This window comes from Facklamia sp. 7083-14-GEN3 (assembly GCF_024742075.1).
In the GTDB taxonomy this organism is placed as follows: domain Bacteria; phylum Bacillota; class Bacilli; order Lactobacillales; family Aerococcaceae; genus Facklamia.
Genome location: NZ_JANSGD010000004.1, coordinates 114,875 through 133,089, shown reverse-complemented (window position 1 = coordinate 133,089; position 18,215 = coordinate 114,875). Strand labels below are relative to the sequence as shown.

Genomic DNA, 18,215 nt, shown 5'->3' with positions numbered 1-18,215 from the left:
AAAAATAGGATGAAAGACAGAAAAAACAACAAACCGCTCAATCCTTTCTGTCAAGATTTAGTTCATGATAGGCCGCATAAACTTCTTGTTTTTTTACATTTTGAGCTTGAGCAACCTGTTTAATGGCTGCTTTGGCTGAAAGATTCTTTTTATCCATTAAAGCTTGAACCTGCTCTTTATAACTTAATTCTGGATTAAATAGCGTTTGCCTTTGATCCAATTGCCCCATAGACTGCAAAAGAAGGACACATTCACCTTTTATGGAATGCCCCTCAAAATGATTGATTAGTTCTTGGCTTGTTCCTCTAAGATATTCCTCAAACTTTTTGCTGATTTCACGAGCTACAACCACTTTTGTATCCATTCCTAAAACCTGATTAATTTGCTGAATGGATTTCTTCAATCGATGGGGTGACTCGTAAAAAATAGCTGTTTCTTTTCGCGTGCCTATATCTGTCAGTAACTCAAGCTGTTCACTTTTACTTCTTGGAAAAAAACCATAATAAGTAAAGGTATTTGCAGGTAACCCAGAAGCAACTAAAGAAGTAATAGCGGCACTCGCTCCAGGAAGGCTTATTACCGCTACTGAATTAGTTAGCAGGGATTGGACCAGTGGATGTCCAGGATCGTTGATTAGTGGCATGCCAGCATCTGAGACTAAGGCAACTGTATGTCCTTCTCGAATAAATGCCGTCCATTTGTCCACTTCCGATTGATTCGAGTGGTCGTGGAAAGAAGACATTTTTGTTTTAATATCATAGTGCTTCAACAAAATCCCTGTTTTTCGCGTATCTTCAGCCAAAATTAAATCGACTTCTTGTAGAATTCTAACCGCTCGAAAAGTCATATCTTCTAAATTACCTATTGGAGTAGGAACTAAGTAGAGACAAGAGCTTTCTGTTTGATAACTCTTTTGAATATTCAAAATGCGCTCACTCCCTTTAAGCTTTAATCTCTTTTATAAATGACAAATCAAATGCTGACTATAATCTTTAATAATATATACATCCTTATCAAAAGTAGGCACACCGTTTCTAGCCAAGTAATACTCTTTTTTGCAACGATTCAACTTTTTAAAATGATACTCTGCAGACATAGCCAAAGACTTATTCGCCCACTTTTCAGCATAAATCAGTTTTAAAGGCTGTCTCTTTTTAACTCGAGTATACTTAGCTCCTTTTCCCTTGTTATGAGCTTCTATTCTTTGCCTAAGATTGGTTGTAAATCCTCCATAAAGCGTTTGATCATAGCAGTATAAAACATAAAAGTAGAATCCTTCCTCACTAATGATTTCCATAATAAATCTCCTGCATCATAGGCGTATAGGATCCATCTTCTTGATGTACGATAATTGCAGGTTCCACTCGAACGCCTTGTCTTCCTCCCCTAGCAATAGCCTCTACCAAAACGCTATTTGCGTTTTCACCTTGTTTTGGATGGACAAAGCAAAGGCGTTTAATAGCAAAGTGATGATTTAATAGACTCATCATTAGATCATCTAACCTGTTTGGTCGATAAACAATAAAGAGCCTTCCTTTTTGCTTAAGTAATTGGCTTGCTTTACTCACCCATTCATCTAAAGTTAAATGAATTTCATGACGAGCAATAGCGTGATAAGGATTAGAGTGCAATTTAGCCGCCTCATTGAGAGAGAAATAAGGAGGATTACAGCTGATAATATCTAATCGCTGATTTCTTGCTTTTAATTGCCTTAAATCCCCTTGCATAATATCAATCTGCTCTTCTAAACCATTTAAGCGAACCGAGCGTTTTGCCATATCCGCAATATCTGCTTGCAATTCAATGGCTTGAATTTTAGACGCCGTGCGGTGTGATAAGAGTAGAGGAATAATACCTCCCCCTGTACAAAAGTCCATGATTCTTAAAGAAGAAGCTCGTTGATTGAATTGGATAAAATTCGCCAGCAAGATGGCATCCACTGAAAAAGGAAAATAATTTGGGTTTTGAATTAGATAACGGTTTTCTCGAATCAGAAAATCAAGTCGCTCACCATCTTTAACCAATTGCATTTGTTCATCCGTAAGTTCTGGCATTAATAGTTCTTTTGTCATTTATTGCTCACCCAAAGAATCAATAATATCTTGACAAAAGATACATTCTTCGTTTGTTTCCCGCTTACTACCAAAATAGTGATGGCAAATATGGATACCATCATTATAGAAAGCTTGGAGACGGGCTTGGCCACTCTGACGATGCTCAAGCGTCTGTTCAGGTTTGCTAGTAGTTTGATTGTCTTGAGTGTCCTCATTTTTTAAAGGATTAATTTCCATCTGCTCAACTGCTTGATACTGTTGCATCCTTAAACGATTGTTTTCATTAGTTAACCGTGTCACTTCTTCCGACAAGGTGTTAACCGTTTCGAACAATTGATTCAGCTCTTGGTTAACTTGCATAAGAAGTTCTTCAATCTTTATTTCAGACATGCTAACACCTCTCTTCTTATTATTTCCATTCACACATTTTAATCGCTAAGTGCTCATAGGCTAGTTGTGATGTGACATTCGACATAAGGAGTTTTTTACTATCCATTAAGAGTTGATTCATTCGATGATAGCTTGTATGACTCACTTGATGATTGATTCTCTCTTTAATCATATTTACCCTCTTTTGTAAACTCCCTAAGTAGTTTTCTTTAGATGGATAGTGACTTAGTAATAATTGAGCATTTAACCAATTTAAATAATCGAGACCATCTTGGCCTTGATTAAAATTAAGATAAGATTTTAAATGCTGCTGGATAGCGACAAAAGCGTAAGGATCTTTTTGCATTAATAGCTGATAAAAATATTCTAGTGCTTTTAACCAATCTTCAAAAGACTCTGCCTCATAGTCATCCATTAAGTTTTTCAATCGATTGACTGATAGCTTTAGCATTACTCGTGCATGCTGATCACGAATACCCGCTTGCAACATCTGATCCATTTGAGAGTCTGCTTTATCATCTTCCAAGATAACTTCCTGAACTCTGGATTGAATCGTCGGTAGTAATTGTTCAGCCTGACGACTAAATAAAAAGATATAAACATTGGGACTTGGTTCTTCCAAAAAGAGTAAAAGAGCATTGGCTGCTGCTGGGCCCATTAAATCTGCCTGCTCAATCGTAGCGATTTTAAAATCAGCCTCAATCGGACTCGTGCCTAACCATTCTTTTAACCCTCTGATTTGATCCACTTTGATGCTTCGCCCATCAGGTTCAATTGCCATATGATCTGCAAATTGCCCCCGTGTAATTCTCTGGCAATCCATACAATTTAAACAAGCCCTTCCTTCTGCATCAAAATGCTTACAAACAAGGGCTTGGATAATTGTTTCCACTAATTTTTTTTTAGCTTGGCCTAATTCGCCAGTAAATAAATAAGCGTGAGCGAGTCGCTTATGTTGTATCAATAGATTAAAATGCTTTTTGGCAGCTTCTAACCGCATAGACTCCCTCTTTCAAATGCTTGTCTTTTAGAAATGGAAGAAACTCTCAATTGGTAGAACAAACACAATCGCTCCACCAACTTCAACTTTTAATGGGTAAGTATTTGAAACTTCCAAATTCATATCTAAATGGATAGGTGTTGAAATATATTGCTCACGCGATTGACAAGAAGCTTTAATAACTTCAAGTACTTCCTCCACTCGCTCATCCTCTACCCCTAATAAGAATGTCGTATTACCTGAACGTAAGAAACCTCCAGTTGAAGATAATTTTGTCGCGCGAATATCATTTTCTAATAAAGCCTTTCCCAAAACTTGCTGGTCTTGATCTTGAACAATCGCTACTAGTAATTTCATATTATTCCTCCTGACGTATTATTACTTAATCATACCACGTTTTTTTAGAGTTTCGAAGCACTCCAAGCTAACTTGTTCTATACTTTGATTACCATCTATAACCACAATGTTTTTCCATTGAGGAATCAATTCGAGATAGGTTTGTCTAACTCTCTGATGAAAAGCAAGTGCTTCTCGATCAAGGCGGTCATATTGTCTACTACCACGAGCTTTTTCGATTCTCTCCAAACCCACGTCAGCGGGAACATCCACTAAAATTGTAAGGTCTGGTAAGTGGTCTTCAATAGCGAACTGGTTAATCTGCCAGACGGCATCTAAACCGACTCCTCTTGCAATACCTTGATAGGCTAATGAAGACATCACAAAACGGTCACTAATCACCATTTTACCCGCTTGAACATTGGGTAAAATTATTTCAGTCAAGTGTTGTCGACGACTTGCTGCATATAGTAAAGCCTCTGTACGATAGTCCATAGCTGTATTATTAATATCTAAAATGAGTTCACGAATTTGCTCAGCTATGGGACTGCCTCCTGGCTCTCTAGTAAATACAGCTTCTACACCTTCTTTTTTAAGCATTCGTCCTAAAGCTTTGATAATCGAGGTTTTCCCTGATCCATCTGGGCCTTCAAACGCGATAAACTTCCCTTTTGGCATTTGATACTCCTTTATTATAACTCTCTTCGGCCTTCAATAGCGCGAAAGAGAGTCATTTCATCTGCATATTCGATATCTGATCCTACTGATAATCCATGAGCAAGGCGCGTAACTTTTATGCCGGCTGGCTTAATCAATCTTGATAAATAGATGGCTGTCGCTTCACCTTCGGCAGTTGCATTCGTTGCTACAATAACTTCTTTAACTTCTTCATCTTGAAGCCTCTTTATCAGTGAGGCAATGTTTAAATCTTCAGGGCCTGTGCCTTCCATCGGAGAGAGCACACCTTGCAGAACATGATAACAGCCATGAAATTCTTGCATTTTTTCCATCGACATCACATCACGACTATCTTCAACAACTAAAATAATCGATTGATCTCTTGATGGATCACTACAAATCATACATGGATCTGTATCAGTAATGTTCCCACATACCGAACAATATTTAAGATCACGCTTAGCATTAATCAGGGCTTGAGCAAAATAAGAAACATCCGCTTCAGACATTTCTAAAACATAAAAAGCTAAACGAGCAGCTGTTTTACTTCCAATACCTGGTAATTTGGTGAAACTATTTATTAATTTTGCAATGGGTGATGGATAATCCATTCCAACTCCCCCTTTCTTTTCTTACTGCTAGAAAGGCAAGTTTAACCCTTTGGTGAATTGCCCCATTTGATCTTGAGTCGTCTGTTCAACTTCTTGAATCGCTTGGTTAACGGTTGCCAAAACTACGTCCTGCAACATTTCGATATCTTCCGGGTCAACTAAGTCTGGCTTAATTGTTAATTCTTTAATTTCTTTTTTTCCGGTCATTACCACTTTAACTAATTTTTGAGCATCTTCTACCACAAATTCTTTAGTCTCTAATTCTTTTTGTGTTTTCTCCATCTCTTTTTGCATCTTCTGAACTTGCTTCATCATGTTGTTCATGTTCGGCATCATATTGCATCTTCCTTCCATAGTTAGAATATTATTTTAAATTTCATCTTTAATTAGACTACACTTCAATTATAGCATACGGCAATAACTTCTTTCGACTACAAAAGTATTCTTCTAAAATCAAATTAAATTATTTAGAATCTCCTCAGCTTATATTTCAATTCATACCATTCGTAAAGCATTTTTATGAAGCCAAAAGAATCCAAGCATTTAAACACTTGGATTCTCTAGAAATTTTTTATTAATTGTAAATCATGTTATTTCACTAGTAGTGGTGTTAAAAGTATTACTTAAATTCTTTATAAACTACTTTTCTTAACGTCCATTGTAAATAGTGATATTTTCTTTACCAAAGAGTTCAATGGCTTTTTGGACTGCTGGGTTTTCTTCCTTCAGAGTATCCTCTAGATCAAAGAAATCCGTTTGTCCATCTGCCGGTTGAATAATTGGTCTTTCTTCTTCCTCTTCAATATGATTGATTTGACTCCGTTGGAATAAAGCTGCCACATCTTCTGCCGGTTCAGGCAATTGGGCTTCAATTGAGTCTAATTCCTCATTTTGAGACCTGTTTTTTTCATTTTTATCTATTTCTGCCAGGTTATCCTGATTCATTTGACTTGGTGTATTATCCGGCAAATCTGTCTGAACAGTTTCTAGCTGCTCAGCAGTTTCTTCTGATGAAGTTATACTTTCTTGAGTTTTTGATAACTTTTTAGGTAGGTCAATCGGTTTTCTACCATTGCGTTCAAACAAGATTTTGTAATCACTTCGAATACCAGACCAATCAGCCTGCCACAGATAGGTGAAGTGAATCGCCTTGCCCAAACGTTGGCTCGCTATATTATTCACCTGATCAATCAAACGACTGTCATGTTGGACAATCGCACATAAATTCTGGTCTTCGAAAGAAATTAGAGCACAATCCGGTCCCGCCGCTAAAGGCTTAGTGTTACTCAAACGGACTCTTTGGCTAGGAGCTAGTTCAGCTAAAATAGCTGGCCACTCTTTTTTCAAGAGCTTAATATCTTCTTTAGTTGCTTGATTCAAAACATTATAAATCTCATGTAAATCGGCCACATAATCTTTCTGAGCAAACTCAGGCTTTTTACGTGGGATTAGTTCCGTTTGATTATTTTCTACTTGAGTAGATTCTTTTTGATTATTTATAAGATCATCAAGTAAAGCTTTTTGCTTTTCTAATTCTTCTTGTAGCAGTCTAATTTGTGCTTCTAAATGTCCGGATGTTTGAGAGTCTACTTGCTCTACTTCTTCATTTAAAAGTATATCCTGCCCTAACTGTGCTAATTGGACCGTCATAACTTCTAAATAAACTTCTGGTTGCGTTGAAAAACGCATTTTATTTTGAGCTTGGTTCAAAAAATCAATTAACTGATAAAAGAATGCTGGCTCAATATTCTCTTTCAATGGTTGAAATTCTTGGTCAGTTAGCAGTGTGTGGTTCTTCGTGGAAAATAAACTTAAAAGTGTATCTCGAGCAAATAAAATCAGTTCTTCAATAAAGCGCCCAGCCTGTTTTCCCTCTTGTAATTGTTCTTCCAAAATCTGCAAGGCCTCTTCTACTTGTGATTGGGCGAGTGCTTGAATATATTGAACATAAACGGTTTGAGCAAAAGAACCGGATACTAACAGTGCCGTTTCAAGTTCTAAGCGGTCTTGTCCATAAGAAATTGCTTGGTCTAGTAGGCTTAAGGCATCTCTCATTCCACCGTTAGCAGCGCGTGCAATAACTTTTAATGCTTCAAGATTATATTCTTGTTGTTCATGATCCAAAATATATTGCATTCTTGCAATCAAGTCAGTATCTTTAATCCTTTGAAAATCAAATCGCTGAGTTCTCGATAGAATAGTCGCTGGTATTTTATGGGGCTCTGTCGTAGCCAGTATAAAAATCACATTAGCAGGAGGCTCTTCTAATGTTTTTAAGAGTGCGTTGAAAGCACCCGTTGTTAACATATGAACCTCATCAATAATATATACTTTATTCTTAGCACGTGTGGGAGCATAACGAACGCGATCTCTCAGATCACGAATTTCATCGACTCCGTTATTCGATGCCGCATCAATTTCAATTACATCGCTAATCTCTCCTGAAGTAATCCCTTGGCAAATGGAACATTCATTACACGGGTTTCCATCTGTTGAATTCGGACAATTGACTGCCTTAGCAAGTATTTTAGCAACTGAGGTTTTACCTGTGCCTCTTGGTCCTGAAAAGAGATAGGCATGGCTTAATTGATGTTTAGCGATTGCATTCCTTAAAGTCTGTGCGATCATCTCTTGCCCCACTAATTCATCAAAAGATTGTGGTCGCCAAACACGGTATAATGCCTGATAACTCATTATTTATAGCCTCCTCTATTTAGTAAACTTATTATATCGAATTTATCCTTAATTGGCGAATGCTTTTAAAAATCACTTAGTAAACACTTTAAAATTCAAGATTTTAATCTTCACAATTTATGGTAGAATATAGCTTGTGAAAATGATTAGAAGGAGCGAGTATATGTCAACACTAGAAATCAAAAATCTACATGTAGAAATTGAAGGTAAAGAAATATTAAAGGGTGTTAATTTAACCATTAACAGTAATGAAGTGCATGCTATTATGGGACCTAACGGAACAGGTAAATCGACACTTTCACAAGCTATCATGGGCCACCCCGATTATACAATTACACAAGGACAGGTTCTTCTCGACGGTGTTGATCTCTTAGAAATGGAAGTAGATGAACGCGCTAGAGCCGGTCTATTTATGGCCGTTCAATACCCAAGTGAGATTTCAGGTGTTACGAACGCAACCCTCATGCGTGAAGCCATCAATTCACGCCGTGAAGATGATAATCAGATGCCTATTTTTGAATTCTTAGACAAATTAGATGAAAAAATGGCGCTTTTGGATATGTCTGAAGAAATGGTCGAACGTTATGTGAACGAAGGTTTTTCAGGTGGCGAGAAGAAACGAAACGAAATTCTTCAAATGCTAATGATCGAACCTCGTTTTGCTCTCTTAGACGAAATCGACTCTGGTCTAGATATTGATGCCTTACAAGTTGTATCCAAAGGCATCAACTCTTTACGTGGTGAAAATTTTGGTGCTTTAATTATTACCCACTATCAACGTCTTTTAAACTACGTTGAGCCAGATTTTGTTCATATTATGATGGATGGTCGTGTCGTGAAGTCAGGTGGGTCTGAGTTAGCCTTAGAATTAGAAGCCAAAGGATATAAAGAAATTGCTCACGAAAATGGCATTGAACTAAATGAAGAGTAGGTGAAAAAATGACTCAAGAAATATTCACACCCACTGTTAACTGGCTCAAAGATGTTTTTGAACAAAGTCAACAAGCTTTCGAAAATACAGAGCTTCCCACCATTGAACGAGCGAAAATCGAATCCTGGCCTTTGTTTGTCGAAGAGCAAAGTACGCCTTCATTGGTTGAAAGAAAATTAACTGCTCATTCAGACTTTATCATTGCTGATTGGCAAACAGCTCAAACTGATCATGAAGAACTTTTAAAAAAATATTTATTCCAAGCTGTTCCTGCTAATCAAGATAAAATTTCTGCTTTCCAATTGTCTCATTTAAATCGTGGTACCTTAATCTATGTTCCTGACAACTATCAAAGCAGTGAAGCCTTTGAGTGGGAACAAAATTTCGATGATGGAGCGCATCAATATCTACTACTTGTAGTTGGAAAAAACACTCAATTTACTTTTTTTGAAAAATTAAAACAAAATCAAGTGGCTAACCATAGTCAAAGCTACACCGTAGAAATCATCCTCGAAGATGGAGCAAGCTTGCATTATATGGCTATCGATCAAACAAAAACAGACCAAGCTAGTTATATTCGTCGCCACGCTTTGGCTAAGGACGACGCGCATATCCAATGGTCGATTGGTTCATTTAATGATGGAGCAACGATTATCGATTTAGCTTCTAACTTAAAAGGTAAAGGCTCACAAGCTTATTTATCAGAAGTGGCTATTTCTAATCAAAACTTTAAACAAATTTTAGACACTAAAATTAATAACTATGGCCACCATTCCATTGGACATATTAACCAAAGAGGTGTTGCCTTAGACCAAGCAGTCCTGACTATGAATGGTATTGGCAAAATCTTCAAAAATGCCAAAAATGCTGATGCTCAACAAGAAAATCGTTTACTCATGCTTTCCGATCAAGCGCGCGGAGATGCCAACCCAATTCTTTTAATTGATGAGTTTGAAGTAACTGCAGGACATGCTGCCTCCGTATCCAAGGTTGATGACAGTCAATTATGGTATTTAATGACTCGTGGAGTAAATCGTACTAAAGCAGAATATCTAGTCATCCGTGGTTTCTTAATGCAAACTTTAAATCAAATTAAAGATCCTGAAAGAAGACAAATGATGATTGATGCTTTAGACCATAAGTTAGAAAGCATAAATTCAGGTGATAGCCTTGACTAAGTTAAACCTTTTAAAAGTTCGTCAAGACTTCCCTATACTCAATCAAATTGTGAATGATGAACCACTTATTTATTTTGATAATGCGGCAACTTCCCAAACACCTCAATCAGTGGTTGATGCGATTGTTGCCTATTACCAACAGGATAATGCCAATGTTCATCGAGGCGTACATACTCTAAGTGAGCGCGCTACTCAAGCCTTTGAAAAAGGTCGTGAAAAAATTGCGGCTTTTGTCGGTGCAGAAACCAGCGCCTGCATCTCCTTTAGCTCAGGAACAACCGATAGTATCAACAAAATTGCTCGTGGATTAATCGAACAACGGCTTCAAGATGGAGATGTTATTCTCACAACGCGCTTAGAGCACCATTCCAACCTAGTGCCTTGGCAAGAAGTATGTAAGCGCACGGGAGCTAAACTCGAATTTATGGACTTAACTGCTGATTATCAAGTAGATTTAGAAGCCTTATCGCTTAAGTATAAGGACCAAGCAGTCAAAGCAATTGTTATTCAACACTTTTCAAATGTATTAGGTGTTCAGCAACCCATTCAAGCTCTCAGTCAATGGGCCCACCAACAAGGTGCCCTTTTGATTGTTGATGGCGCTCAAGCCAGTCCACACACTCGATTACATTTGAAGGAATGGCAAGTTGACGCCTATGCATTTTCTAGTCATAAAATGTATGGTCCGATGGGACTAGGAGTCACCTATTTAGCTAAAGAACATCATGAAAGCTGCTTACCAGTTAACTTCGGTGGTGAGATGATTCACCTAGTAGAAGATACTCATTCCAACTACAAACAAGCTCCATGGAAGTTTGAAGCCGGTACCCAGGCAATCGCTCAAGTGATTGGGTTGACCCAAGCGATTCAATGGATTGAATCTCTTGGGTTTGATCAAATTCAAGCCCAAGAGAAATTATTAGGCGATAGACTTTATCAAGGAATGAAAGAGTTAGAGGACGTCGTTCTGTATACTCCTGAGTCTGCTAAAAGTCATGGTATTCTTTCGTTTAATATTAAGGGAGTCCATCCGCACGATGCTGCAACTGGCTATGATCAATTAGGGATCGCAGTCCGAGCAGGACACCACTGTGCTCAACCCTTGATGCGTCTGCTTGAAACGCCAGCTACTTTAAGAGCCAGTCTGATGGTCTATAATACCATTGAAGAAGTTGATCGTTTCATTGAAGCTACCAAAGAAATAAAGGAGTTTTTCACTTATGGCACTTAGTCGATTAGACCAACTCTATCGCACTATTGTTCTTGATCATTCTTCCAACCCTCATCATCGAGGGCATTTAGAAAATCCTACCCATCAAATGCAATTACTCAATCCAACTTGTGGTGATGCTATTACTGTGGATATGATTGTTAAAGATAATCAGATTGAACAAATTGCTTTTAATGGTGAAGGGTGCACCATTTCTATTTCCTCAGCCAGTATGATGACCGATTTAATGGTTGGTAAAACTGTTAATGAAGCCATCCAATTAGTGCATGACTTCAACCAATTAGTAGGTGGAACAATCAGTGACGATGAAGAAGAAAAAGATGAAGCTGAATTACGCAAACATTTAAAAGATGCGGCTATTTTGGCTGGCGTCAAAAAATTTCCAGCCCGTTATAAATGTGCCATTCTTTCTTGGCGAGCCGTCGAGTACGGACTCGATCAAAACCGCAATGAACAATTACTCCATCAAGATGGCATTGAAAGAAAGGAAGATGAATAATGTCAGAAGTTCCTGTATTAGGCGAATACGAATATGGCTTTAAAGATGATGCTAAAATTCTCTTTTCGACCGGCAAGGGTTTGAATGAACAAGTTATTCGTACGATTTCAAAAGAAAAAAATGAACCCGAATGGATGCTCGACTTCCGCTTAAAAGCCTATGAAACATTCCGTAAAAAGAAAGTTTCAACTTGGGGGGTTGATTTATCCGACTTAAATTTCGATGATTATATTTACTATTTAAAAGCAACTGATCAACCTGTTCGTACTTGGGATGAAGTTCCTGATAAAATTAAGGAAACGTTTGACCGTTTAGGTGTGCCAGAAGCAGAGCGTGCTTTCTTGGCTGGAACCAGTGTCCAATATGAATCAGAAACGGTTTATTCAAGAATGAAAGACGAAGTGGATAAGTTAGGCATTATCTTTACAGACACTGACTCGGCTTTAAAAGAGCACCCTGAATTATTTAAAGAGCATTTTGCCTCAGTTATTCATCCGAATGAAAACTTCCAGACTGCTCTCAATTCCGCTTGCTGGAGTGGGGGATCTTTCATCTACATTCCTAAAGGGGTTAAAGTCGATATGCCTCTTCAAGCCTACTTCCGTTTAAATAATTCGAATGTCGCTCAATTTGAGCGTACCTTAATCATTGTTGACGAAGGAGCCAGTGTACATTATGTAGAAGGCTGTACCGCTCCTACTTATTCTGCTACTTCCATGCATACAGGAGTGGTAGAAATCGTTGTTAAGAAAAATGCAACATGCCGTTACACAACCATTCAAAATTGGTCTAATAATGTCTACAACTTAGTTACTCAACGTGGAACGGTTGCTGAAGGTGGCACCTTAGAATGGGTAGATGGTAACTTAGGATCTTATAAAACAATGAAGTACCCTTCCTGTCGCTTAAATGGCGAAGGAGCTAGAGGAACTGTCTTATCCATCGCTTTTGCCGGCGAGGGACAACATCAACATTCTGGAGCTAAAATCTATCACAATGCTCCAAACACTTCCTCAACCATTGTTTCCAAATCGATTGCTAAAGATGGTGGAAATGTCGATTATATGGGGCAATTATACTTTGGACCTGAAGCAGATGGGGCTAAATCCCACGTAGAGTGTGACACCATTATCATGGATGACAAATCAAAATCAGATACCATTCCTTTTAATGAAGTCCATAATTCTAATGTCTCATTAGAACATGAAGCGAAAGTGTCGCGTATTTCTGAAGAACAACTCTTCTACTTAATGAGTCGCGGTATTAGTGAAGAAAAAGCGACTGAAATGATTATCATGGGCTTTGTTGAACCCTTTGCCAAGGAATTGCCATTGGAATATGCTGTTGAGCTTAACCGCTTGATCGCTTACGAAATGGAAGGTAGTGTTGGCTAACACCAATTTTAGCGCTAGAAATTTTGATTTATCAATGTTTCTGGTGCTAATTTGTTTTTGAAAAGAAAAATTAACTCCAGAACCAACTAAAAATGCGATTAAAACAAATTTTTCTCTCTTAAAATAAGAGTTATACTTCTAAAATTTCTTGATGATAAACATTAATCAGCTTTATATATTACTTGACAAAATTATTTTGCCATCTTGAGTTAATTATTTGTATATTCAGAGTGACAAAACTTCTATTCATATACTTGAAAGTTTATGAACATTGAATTTTAAAAATTTTACACATTGCTACTTTAAAAATAAAAGGAAGTGCTAGTGGTGTTCTTGTTAATTATTATTGGTCTTTTATTAATAATCATTGGTATTCAACTTAGAAGAGGAAAATGGTACGGAATAGTTGCTGGGAATAATTTTAAAGACAAACCGATTGAAATTCAAAAAAAAGGTGCATTAGGAGCTTCGTCTATTACTTTACTCGTAGGTAGCTTTTTAATAATCATTTATATTTTAGATTTTTTTGGTATTCAAACTGGGTTTTTAATCATTCCCGTACTTGTAATAGTGATACCGTATTCTTTTTTTCTATATATAAATATCTTAAACACTTCATTAAATATGGAGAATAAAGACTCTATTTAGTTAGAAAAAGAGTGTCAGAAAATCTACCCTCAAAAATTAGAGGTTCAGTTGTACTGTGACCTCCAAAAGATAGCAAGTTTAAACAATTAATTTTGATATTTTAAAATAAGTGTTGACAATTCAGCAAATAAGGAACATACTGTGTCTTGTAGTAAAGAAATAAGTTAATTAAGTCATTTTCATTCAACAATGTAAAATCTTCTTTTTAATTATTTAGTTATTGCAATACAAAGTGCTTAAGACGCACACAGGAGGATTTACATTATGAACACAGGTACAGTAAAATGGTTTAATGCAGACAAAGGATTTGGATTTATCGAAGGCCAGGATGGAAATGACGTATTCGCACATTTCTCTAACATCCAAGGTGACGGCTTTAAATCTTTAGACGAAGGTCAAACAGTAACATATGACGTAGAAGCTGGCCCACGTGGCGACCAAGCTACTAATATTGTTAAACTATAATTAACATTATCAAAGGCATCCTCTAGAGGTTGCCTTTTTGATTGCATTAACTTTTTTCCCAATATAAAAGAGGACTGAAATCTTTCAGTCCTCTTTTTAGATTAATGAAAAAATAAACATATAGAATAAGGAAAAGATGGATGTAGCGGCAGCTACTGATAATAGAATGCATAAGGGCATCCCGATAATCATGAAAAACAATAAAGCCAAAGGATGGTGCTTTAAACAGGAAATCATTTTTTTCTCGAGTTGTAAGACAGCTTCAAATGAAATCTTTAAAGGGCTAGCAAAAAGCAATCTAAAATTCTTTGGATAATAAGATGATTCTTTAGGATAGTTGGGTATATATTGATTCATTTTAAACGACCTCCTTTTTTGTGATTTGTTAAGCTAATTATAATTTATCTAGTAAAAAGATAGTGTTAAAGGAGATTGAATAATATTAAAATTTAATAAAGATAAAATCTTTATACAATCTTAATATGAATTAAAGAGTTTTTATTTTCTCTCAATGTTAGATAAAGTAAAATACTAATGTACAGCGTTAAGAAAGAAGGTGAGTAAGTGGTTCAAGATTTAAAAGCGTCCTACTTATTAGATTCATCAACAAAAGGTCCCCAGCCTGGCCGCTTAAAAATATTTTGTGGCTACGCAGCTGGAGTAGGTAAAACCTATAGTATGCTACAAGCCGCTCATGCAGCTAAAAATAAAGGAACAGATGTGATTATTGGTTATGTCGAGCCACATACTCGTCCTGATACCTTAAGATTAATGGCTGGTTTAGAAAGCCTAGCTCCTATTGAAATAACATACAGAGGTTTAAACTTAAAAGAGTTTGATTTAGATGGTGCATTAGAGCGTAAACCCCAACTTATCTTAGTCGATGAATTGGCCCATAGCAATGCTGAAGGATCGCGTCATACTAAACGTTATCAAGATGTCGAAGAGCTCTTACGTGCTGGCATCGATGTCTATACCACTATGAACATTCAACACTTAGAATCTTTAAAAGATGTTGTGGATACCGTAACGAGCGTGGCTGTTAATGAGCGTGTGCCCGATTCTGTCTTTGACGCTGCGGATCAAATCGAACTGATTGACATTGAACCAGATGATCTAATCTCGCGCTTGAAGATGGGTAAGATTTATAAAAAAGAGCAAGCGTCAAGAGCGCTCAATCATTTCTTCTCTCGTGACAATCTAAGGGCACTTAGAGAACTAGCCATGCGAAGAACAGCCGACCATCTAAGTCGTCACGCTCAAAAACAAGGCAACCCTCTCAGCAATATGGCAAGCGATCATATCTTAGTTTGTATTTCCAGCTCTCCAAGTAATGCTAAAGTTATTCGAACAGCTGCTCGGATGGCAGAAGCCTTCCACAGTCATTTTACCGCTTTATATGTCGAAGATTCTGATCAAAAATCTTTGAAAGCGAATGAATTAAAACAATTAAGAAACAATCTGCGTTTGGCTGAACAATTAGGAGCACAAATTTCAACAGTTTATGGAGATGATCCCGCTTTTCAAATCGCGGAATATGTCAAAGTCAGTGGTATTACTAAAATTGTTTTAGGAAGAACAACTAAAACTCGAAATATCTTTAGCCGTCATAAAACCTTAACCGACAAATTAAATAAACTAGTTAGTAATATTGACATTTATATTATTCCAGATGATCATCCAAGTCGGAGACAATCCTTCAATTTCTTTAACAATGCTAAACAGGAGCTAAGTTGGAGTGATTTTTTAAAGGTTCTGGGGATGAATATATTAGCAACTTTGATTAGCTTCGGCTTTTACCAAGTCGGACTAAGAGAAGCCAATATTATTACCGTCTATATTTTAGCTGTTCTTTTAACAGCAGTATGGACAAAAGGTCATTGGTATGGTGTGCTAGCCTCTCTTTTTGGTGTCATTTCTTTTAATTATTTTTTTACCGATCCACGTTTTACTCTAGAGGCAAATGCGCCCGACTATCCGGTTACTTTTCTAATTATGCTTGTGGCTAGTGTCATAACTAGTTCACTGGCTACTCGCGTTAAAAAGCAAGCACAACAATCAGCTCAAAGAGCCTACCACATGGAAATTATCATGAATAGTAACCAAAAATTAGCTCGTGGACAAGATGAAGTTGAAATTATTCAAATTGCTGCTACTCAAATAGCCGAATTAATAAATCGTCCCATTCTTTACGCTTTAACACAGAAAGACACAGGCCTACAATTTTCCGAAATCAATCATCCTGGTGTGGGAAAAGTAATTAGTGAAATAAATCAAGATGAGCTCGCCATTGCCAATTGGGTGATAAAAAATAATAAACATGCTGGCGCAACTACTAATACTTTGTCTCATGCTCAAAACCTCTATATGGCGGTTAGGGGAAATCAAAGTGCACTCGGAGTTATCGGTATCCCCACTAAATATTATCCTGTCTTAAGTGTTTTCGAAAAAAATCTAATTGTATCCATTTTAAATGATTGTGGTCTAATGTTAGAACGACGCCACTTAATAGAAGAAAAACAAGCGATCGAAATTGAAACACAAAGAGAAAGACTGCGATCCAACCTCTTAAGGTCTATTTCACATGATTTACGTACCCCACTAACAAGTATTAGTGGAAACGCATCTGTATTAATGGATAAAACCATTAAATTAGCTGAAGAGAAAAAACAGAATCTGTACAGTAGCATTTATGATGACGCCATGTGGTTAGTTAATTTAACGGAAAACCTACTTTCTATCACTAAAATTGACAATGGAACCATGGACATTACACTCAATGCCGAATTAGTAGAAGATGTTTTTCACGAAGCTATTACCCATGTAGACCGTAATATTTCCGACCATCAGTTAATAGTCAATCTACCCGATGAATTATTGGTAGCAAAAATGGACGCCCGTTTAATTGTCCAAGTCCTAGTCAATTTAATTAATAATGCGGTGAAATATACGCAAAACGGTTCATCGATTACACTATCCGCTAAAAAGGTGGGAGACAAAGTCTATACTTCTCTGGCAGATGATGGACCTGGAATTACTGACCATGCCAAAAATCACTTGTTCGATATGTTTTATACAAATGGTTTAAGTCGATCCGATAGTCGCCGAGGATTAGGCTTAGGATTAAGCTTATGTAAATCCATCGTTGAAGCACATGACGGTGAAATTTGGGTCGAAGATAACCAGCCTAACGGCACTATTTTTACTTTCACTTTACCCTTAGAGGAGGTGCACATAGAAAATGTTTAAACCAAAAATTTTAGTTATAGAAGATGATCCTGCCATTACTAATCTGATTCGTACCACCCTAGATACACAATCTTATCAGTATCACACTGCAAAGAACGGAGCGGAGGCACTTTTAGATGCTGTTTCTTATAATGCTAATGTAATCATCCTTGACTTAGGCTTACCTGATATGGATGGTGTTGAAATTATTCGTAAGGTAAGAGGTTGGAGCAAGGTTCCAATTATTGTGGTTAGTGCCCGTAGTGAAGATCGTGATAAAGTTGAAGCTCTCGATGCTGGAGCGGACGATTATTTAACTAAACCATTTAGTATTGAGGAATTTTTAGCACGTTTGCGTGTAGCCTTAAGAAGAAGCCAAACAGAAAATATTAATTCTCAAGCACCAGTCACTCAATATCAAAACGGAAATTTAAAAATTGATTATGCAGCAGGATGCGCCTATATAAAAGAAGAAGAAATTCATTTGACACCTATTGAATATAAATTACTGGTTGTATTAGCAAAAAATACTGGTAAAGTGCTCACGCATAACCATATTCTTAAAGAGGTTTGGGGCAGTAGTTTAGAAACAGATATACCTTCTTTAAGAGTCTTTATGGCTACCTTAAGAAAGAAAATTGAGGAAAATCCTTCAGATCCAATTTATATTCAAACTCATATTGGGGTTGGATATCGCATGATTAAACAATAAATTTAAATAACAAATACTTTTAAAAGCAATTTTAGAATAGAGGATAGAAGCAATTTAACTATCCTCTCTCTAAAATTGCTTTTTTATTTCTACAAGCTAAGTTTTCATTCTATCTTTATGCAATCTTAATTCCATTGGCCAAGCGCTAAGACCACCTTTATAAGCT

General features: G+C 36.9%; 20 protein-coding genes. 9 read left to right on the top strand and 11 right to left on the bottom strand.

Features of this window, described 5'->3' with window-relative positions; translation table 11 throughout:
- Positions 1 to 37 precede the first annotated feature (37 nt).
- From rsmI to dnaX, 10 genes are all read right to left on the bottom strand, one after another.
- Positions 38 to 925 (bottom strand): 16S rRNA (cytidine(1402)-2'-O)-methyltransferase, encoded by an 888-nt coding sequence (gene rsmI, locus NW240_RS08130; protein ID WP_258437057.1) that lies wholly within the window; start codon positions 923 to 925, stop codon positions 38 to 40.
- Positions 926 to 958: 33 nt separating this feature from the next.
- Positions 959 to 1,297 (bottom strand): GIY-YIG nuclease family protein, encoded by a 339-nt coding sequence (locus tag NW240_RS08125; protein ID WP_258437056.1) that lies wholly within the window; start codon positions 1,295 to 1,297, stop codon positions 959 to 961.
- A complete protein-coding gene (locus tag NW240_RS08120) occupies positions 1,284 to 2,072 on the bottom strand; it encodes a tRNA1(Val) (adenine(37)-N6)-methyltransferase (protein ID WP_258437055.1) in 789 nt (262 codons plus the stop codon). The genes NW240_RS08125 and NW240_RS08120 overlap by 14 nt, the downstream gene beginning before the upstream one ends.
- Complete coding sequence (locus NW240_RS08115) at positions 2,073 to 2,444, bottom strand: initiation control protein YabA (RefSeq protein ID WP_258437054.1); 372 nt, start codon at positions 2,442 to 2,444, stop codon at positions 2,073 to 2,075. It abuts the gene before it with no gap.
- 19 nt (positions 2,445 to 2,463) lie between these two features.
- Entirely contained in the window at positions 2,464 to 3,444 is a 981-nt protein-coding gene (locus NW240_RS08110; protein ID WP_258437053.1) for a DNA polymerase III subunit delta', read from the bottom strand.
- Positions 3,445 to 3,471: 27 nt separating this feature from the next.
- Positions 3,472 to 3,801 (bottom strand): cyclic-di-AMP receptor, encoded by a 330-nt coding sequence (locus NW240_RS08105; RefSeq protein WP_258437051.1) that lies wholly within the window; start codon positions 3,799 to 3,801, stop codon positions 3,472 to 3,474.
- A 21-nt stretch (positions 3,802 to 3,822) separates the two neighbouring features.
- Entirely contained in the window at positions 3,823 to 4,458 is a 636-nt protein-coding gene (gene tmk / locus NW240_RS08100) for a dTMP kinase (RefSeq protein WP_258437050.1), read from the bottom strand.
- 14 nt (positions 4,459 to 4,472) lie between these two features.
- The gene (gene recR, locus NW240_RS08095) at positions 4,473 to 5,069 is read right to left on the bottom strand and encodes a recombination mediator RecR (protein WP_258437049.1); all 597 of its coding nucleotides are present in this window, start codon (positions 5,067 to 5,069) and stop codon (positions 4,473 to 4,475) included.
- 27 nt (positions 5,070 to 5,096) lie between these two features.
- Positions 5,097 to 5,402, bottom strand: a complete 306-nt coding sequence (locus NW240_RS08090; RefSeq protein ID WP_258437157.1) for a YbaB/EbfC family nucleoid-associated protein — start codon at positions 5,400 to 5,402, stop codon at positions 5,097 to 5,099.
- Between the two features lie 315 nt (positions 5,403 to 5,717).
- Entirely contained in the window at positions 5,718 to 7,763 is a 2,046-nt protein-coding gene (dnaX, locus tag NW240_RS08085; protein ID WP_258437048.1) for a DNA polymerase III subunit gamma/tau, read from the bottom strand.
- A 163-nt stretch (positions 7,764 to 7,926) separates the two neighbouring features.
- Between dnaX and sufC the strand changes: the two genes are divergently transcribed.
- The 7 genes from sufC (at position 7,927) to NW240_RS08050 (ending at position 14,109) form a co-directional block, all read left to right on the top strand.
- The gene (gene sufC / locus NW240_RS08080) at positions 7,927 to 8,694 is read left to right on the top strand and encodes a Fe-S cluster assembly ATPase SufC (RefSeq protein ID WP_258437047.1); all 768 of its coding nucleotides are present in this window, start codon (positions 7,927 to 7,929) and stop codon (positions 8,692 to 8,694) included.
- 8 nt (positions 8,695 to 8,702) lie between these two features.
- A complete protein-coding gene (locus tag NW240_RS08075) occupies positions 8,703 to 9,872 on the top strand; it encodes a SufD family Fe-S cluster assembly protein (RefSeq protein ID WP_258437046.1) in 1,170 nt (389 codons plus the stop codon).
- Entirely contained in the window at positions 9,865 to 11,103 is a 1,239-nt protein-coding gene (locus NW240_RS08070; protein ID WP_258437045.1) for an aminotransferase class V-fold PLP-dependent enzyme, read from the top strand. Before NW240_RS08075 ends, NW240_RS08070 begins: the two co-directional genes overlap by 8 nt.
- Positions 11,093 to 11,602, top strand: coding sequence for a Fe-S cluster assembly sulfur transfer protein SufU (gene sufU, locus NW240_RS08065; protein WP_258437044.1), 510 nt, complete (start codon positions 11,093 to 11,095; stop codon positions 11,600 to 11,602). The genes NW240_RS08070 and sufU overlap by 11 nt, the downstream gene beginning before the upstream one ends.
- Positions 11,602 to 12,996: a Fe-S cluster assembly protein SufB gene (sufB, locus tag NW240_RS08060; RefSeq protein ID WP_258437043.1), complete on the top strand. Its 1,395-nt coding sequence runs from the start codon at positions 11,602 to 11,604 to the stop codon at positions 12,994 to 12,996. The genes sufU and sufB overlap by 1 nt, the downstream gene beginning before the upstream one ends.
- A gap of 333 nt (positions 12,997 to 13,329) precedes the next feature.
- Positions 13,330 to 13,644 (top strand): hypothetical protein, encoded by a 315-nt coding sequence (locus NW240_RS08055; RefSeq protein ID WP_258437042.1) that lies wholly within the window; start codon positions 13,330 to 13,332, stop codon positions 13,642 to 13,644.
- 264 nt (positions 13,645 to 13,908) lie between these two features.
- Positions 13,909 to 14,109, top strand: a complete 201-nt coding sequence (locus NW240_RS08050) for a cold-shock protein (RefSeq protein WP_258437041.1) — start codon at positions 13,909 to 13,911, stop codon at positions 14,107 to 14,109.
- Between the two features lie 96 nt (positions 14,110 to 14,205).
- Here NW240_RS08050 and NW240_RS08045 read toward each other — a convergent pair whose 3' ends face one another.
- The gene (locus NW240_RS08045; protein WP_258437040.1) at positions 14,206 to 14,466 is read right to left on the bottom strand and encodes a hypothetical protein; all 261 of its coding nucleotides are present in this window, start codon (positions 14,464 to 14,466) and stop codon (positions 14,206 to 14,208) included.
- Positions 14,467 to 14,673: 207 nt separating this feature from the next.
- On the opposite strand from NW240_RS08045, the gene NW240_RS08040 reads away from it, so the two are divergent.
- Positions 14,674 to 17,358, top strand: coding sequence for a sensor histidine kinase KdpD (locus NW240_RS08040; RefSeq protein WP_258437039.1), 2,685 nt, complete (start codon positions 14,674 to 14,676; stop codon positions 17,356 to 17,358).
- Positions 17,351 to 18,049: a response regulator gene (locus NW240_RS08035; protein ID WP_258437038.1), complete on the top strand. Its 699-nt coding sequence runs from the start codon at positions 17,351 to 17,353 to the stop codon at positions 18,047 to 18,049. Before NW240_RS08040 ends, NW240_RS08035 begins: the two co-directional genes overlap by 8 nt.
- Positions 18,050 to 18,215: the final 166 nt, after the last annotated feature.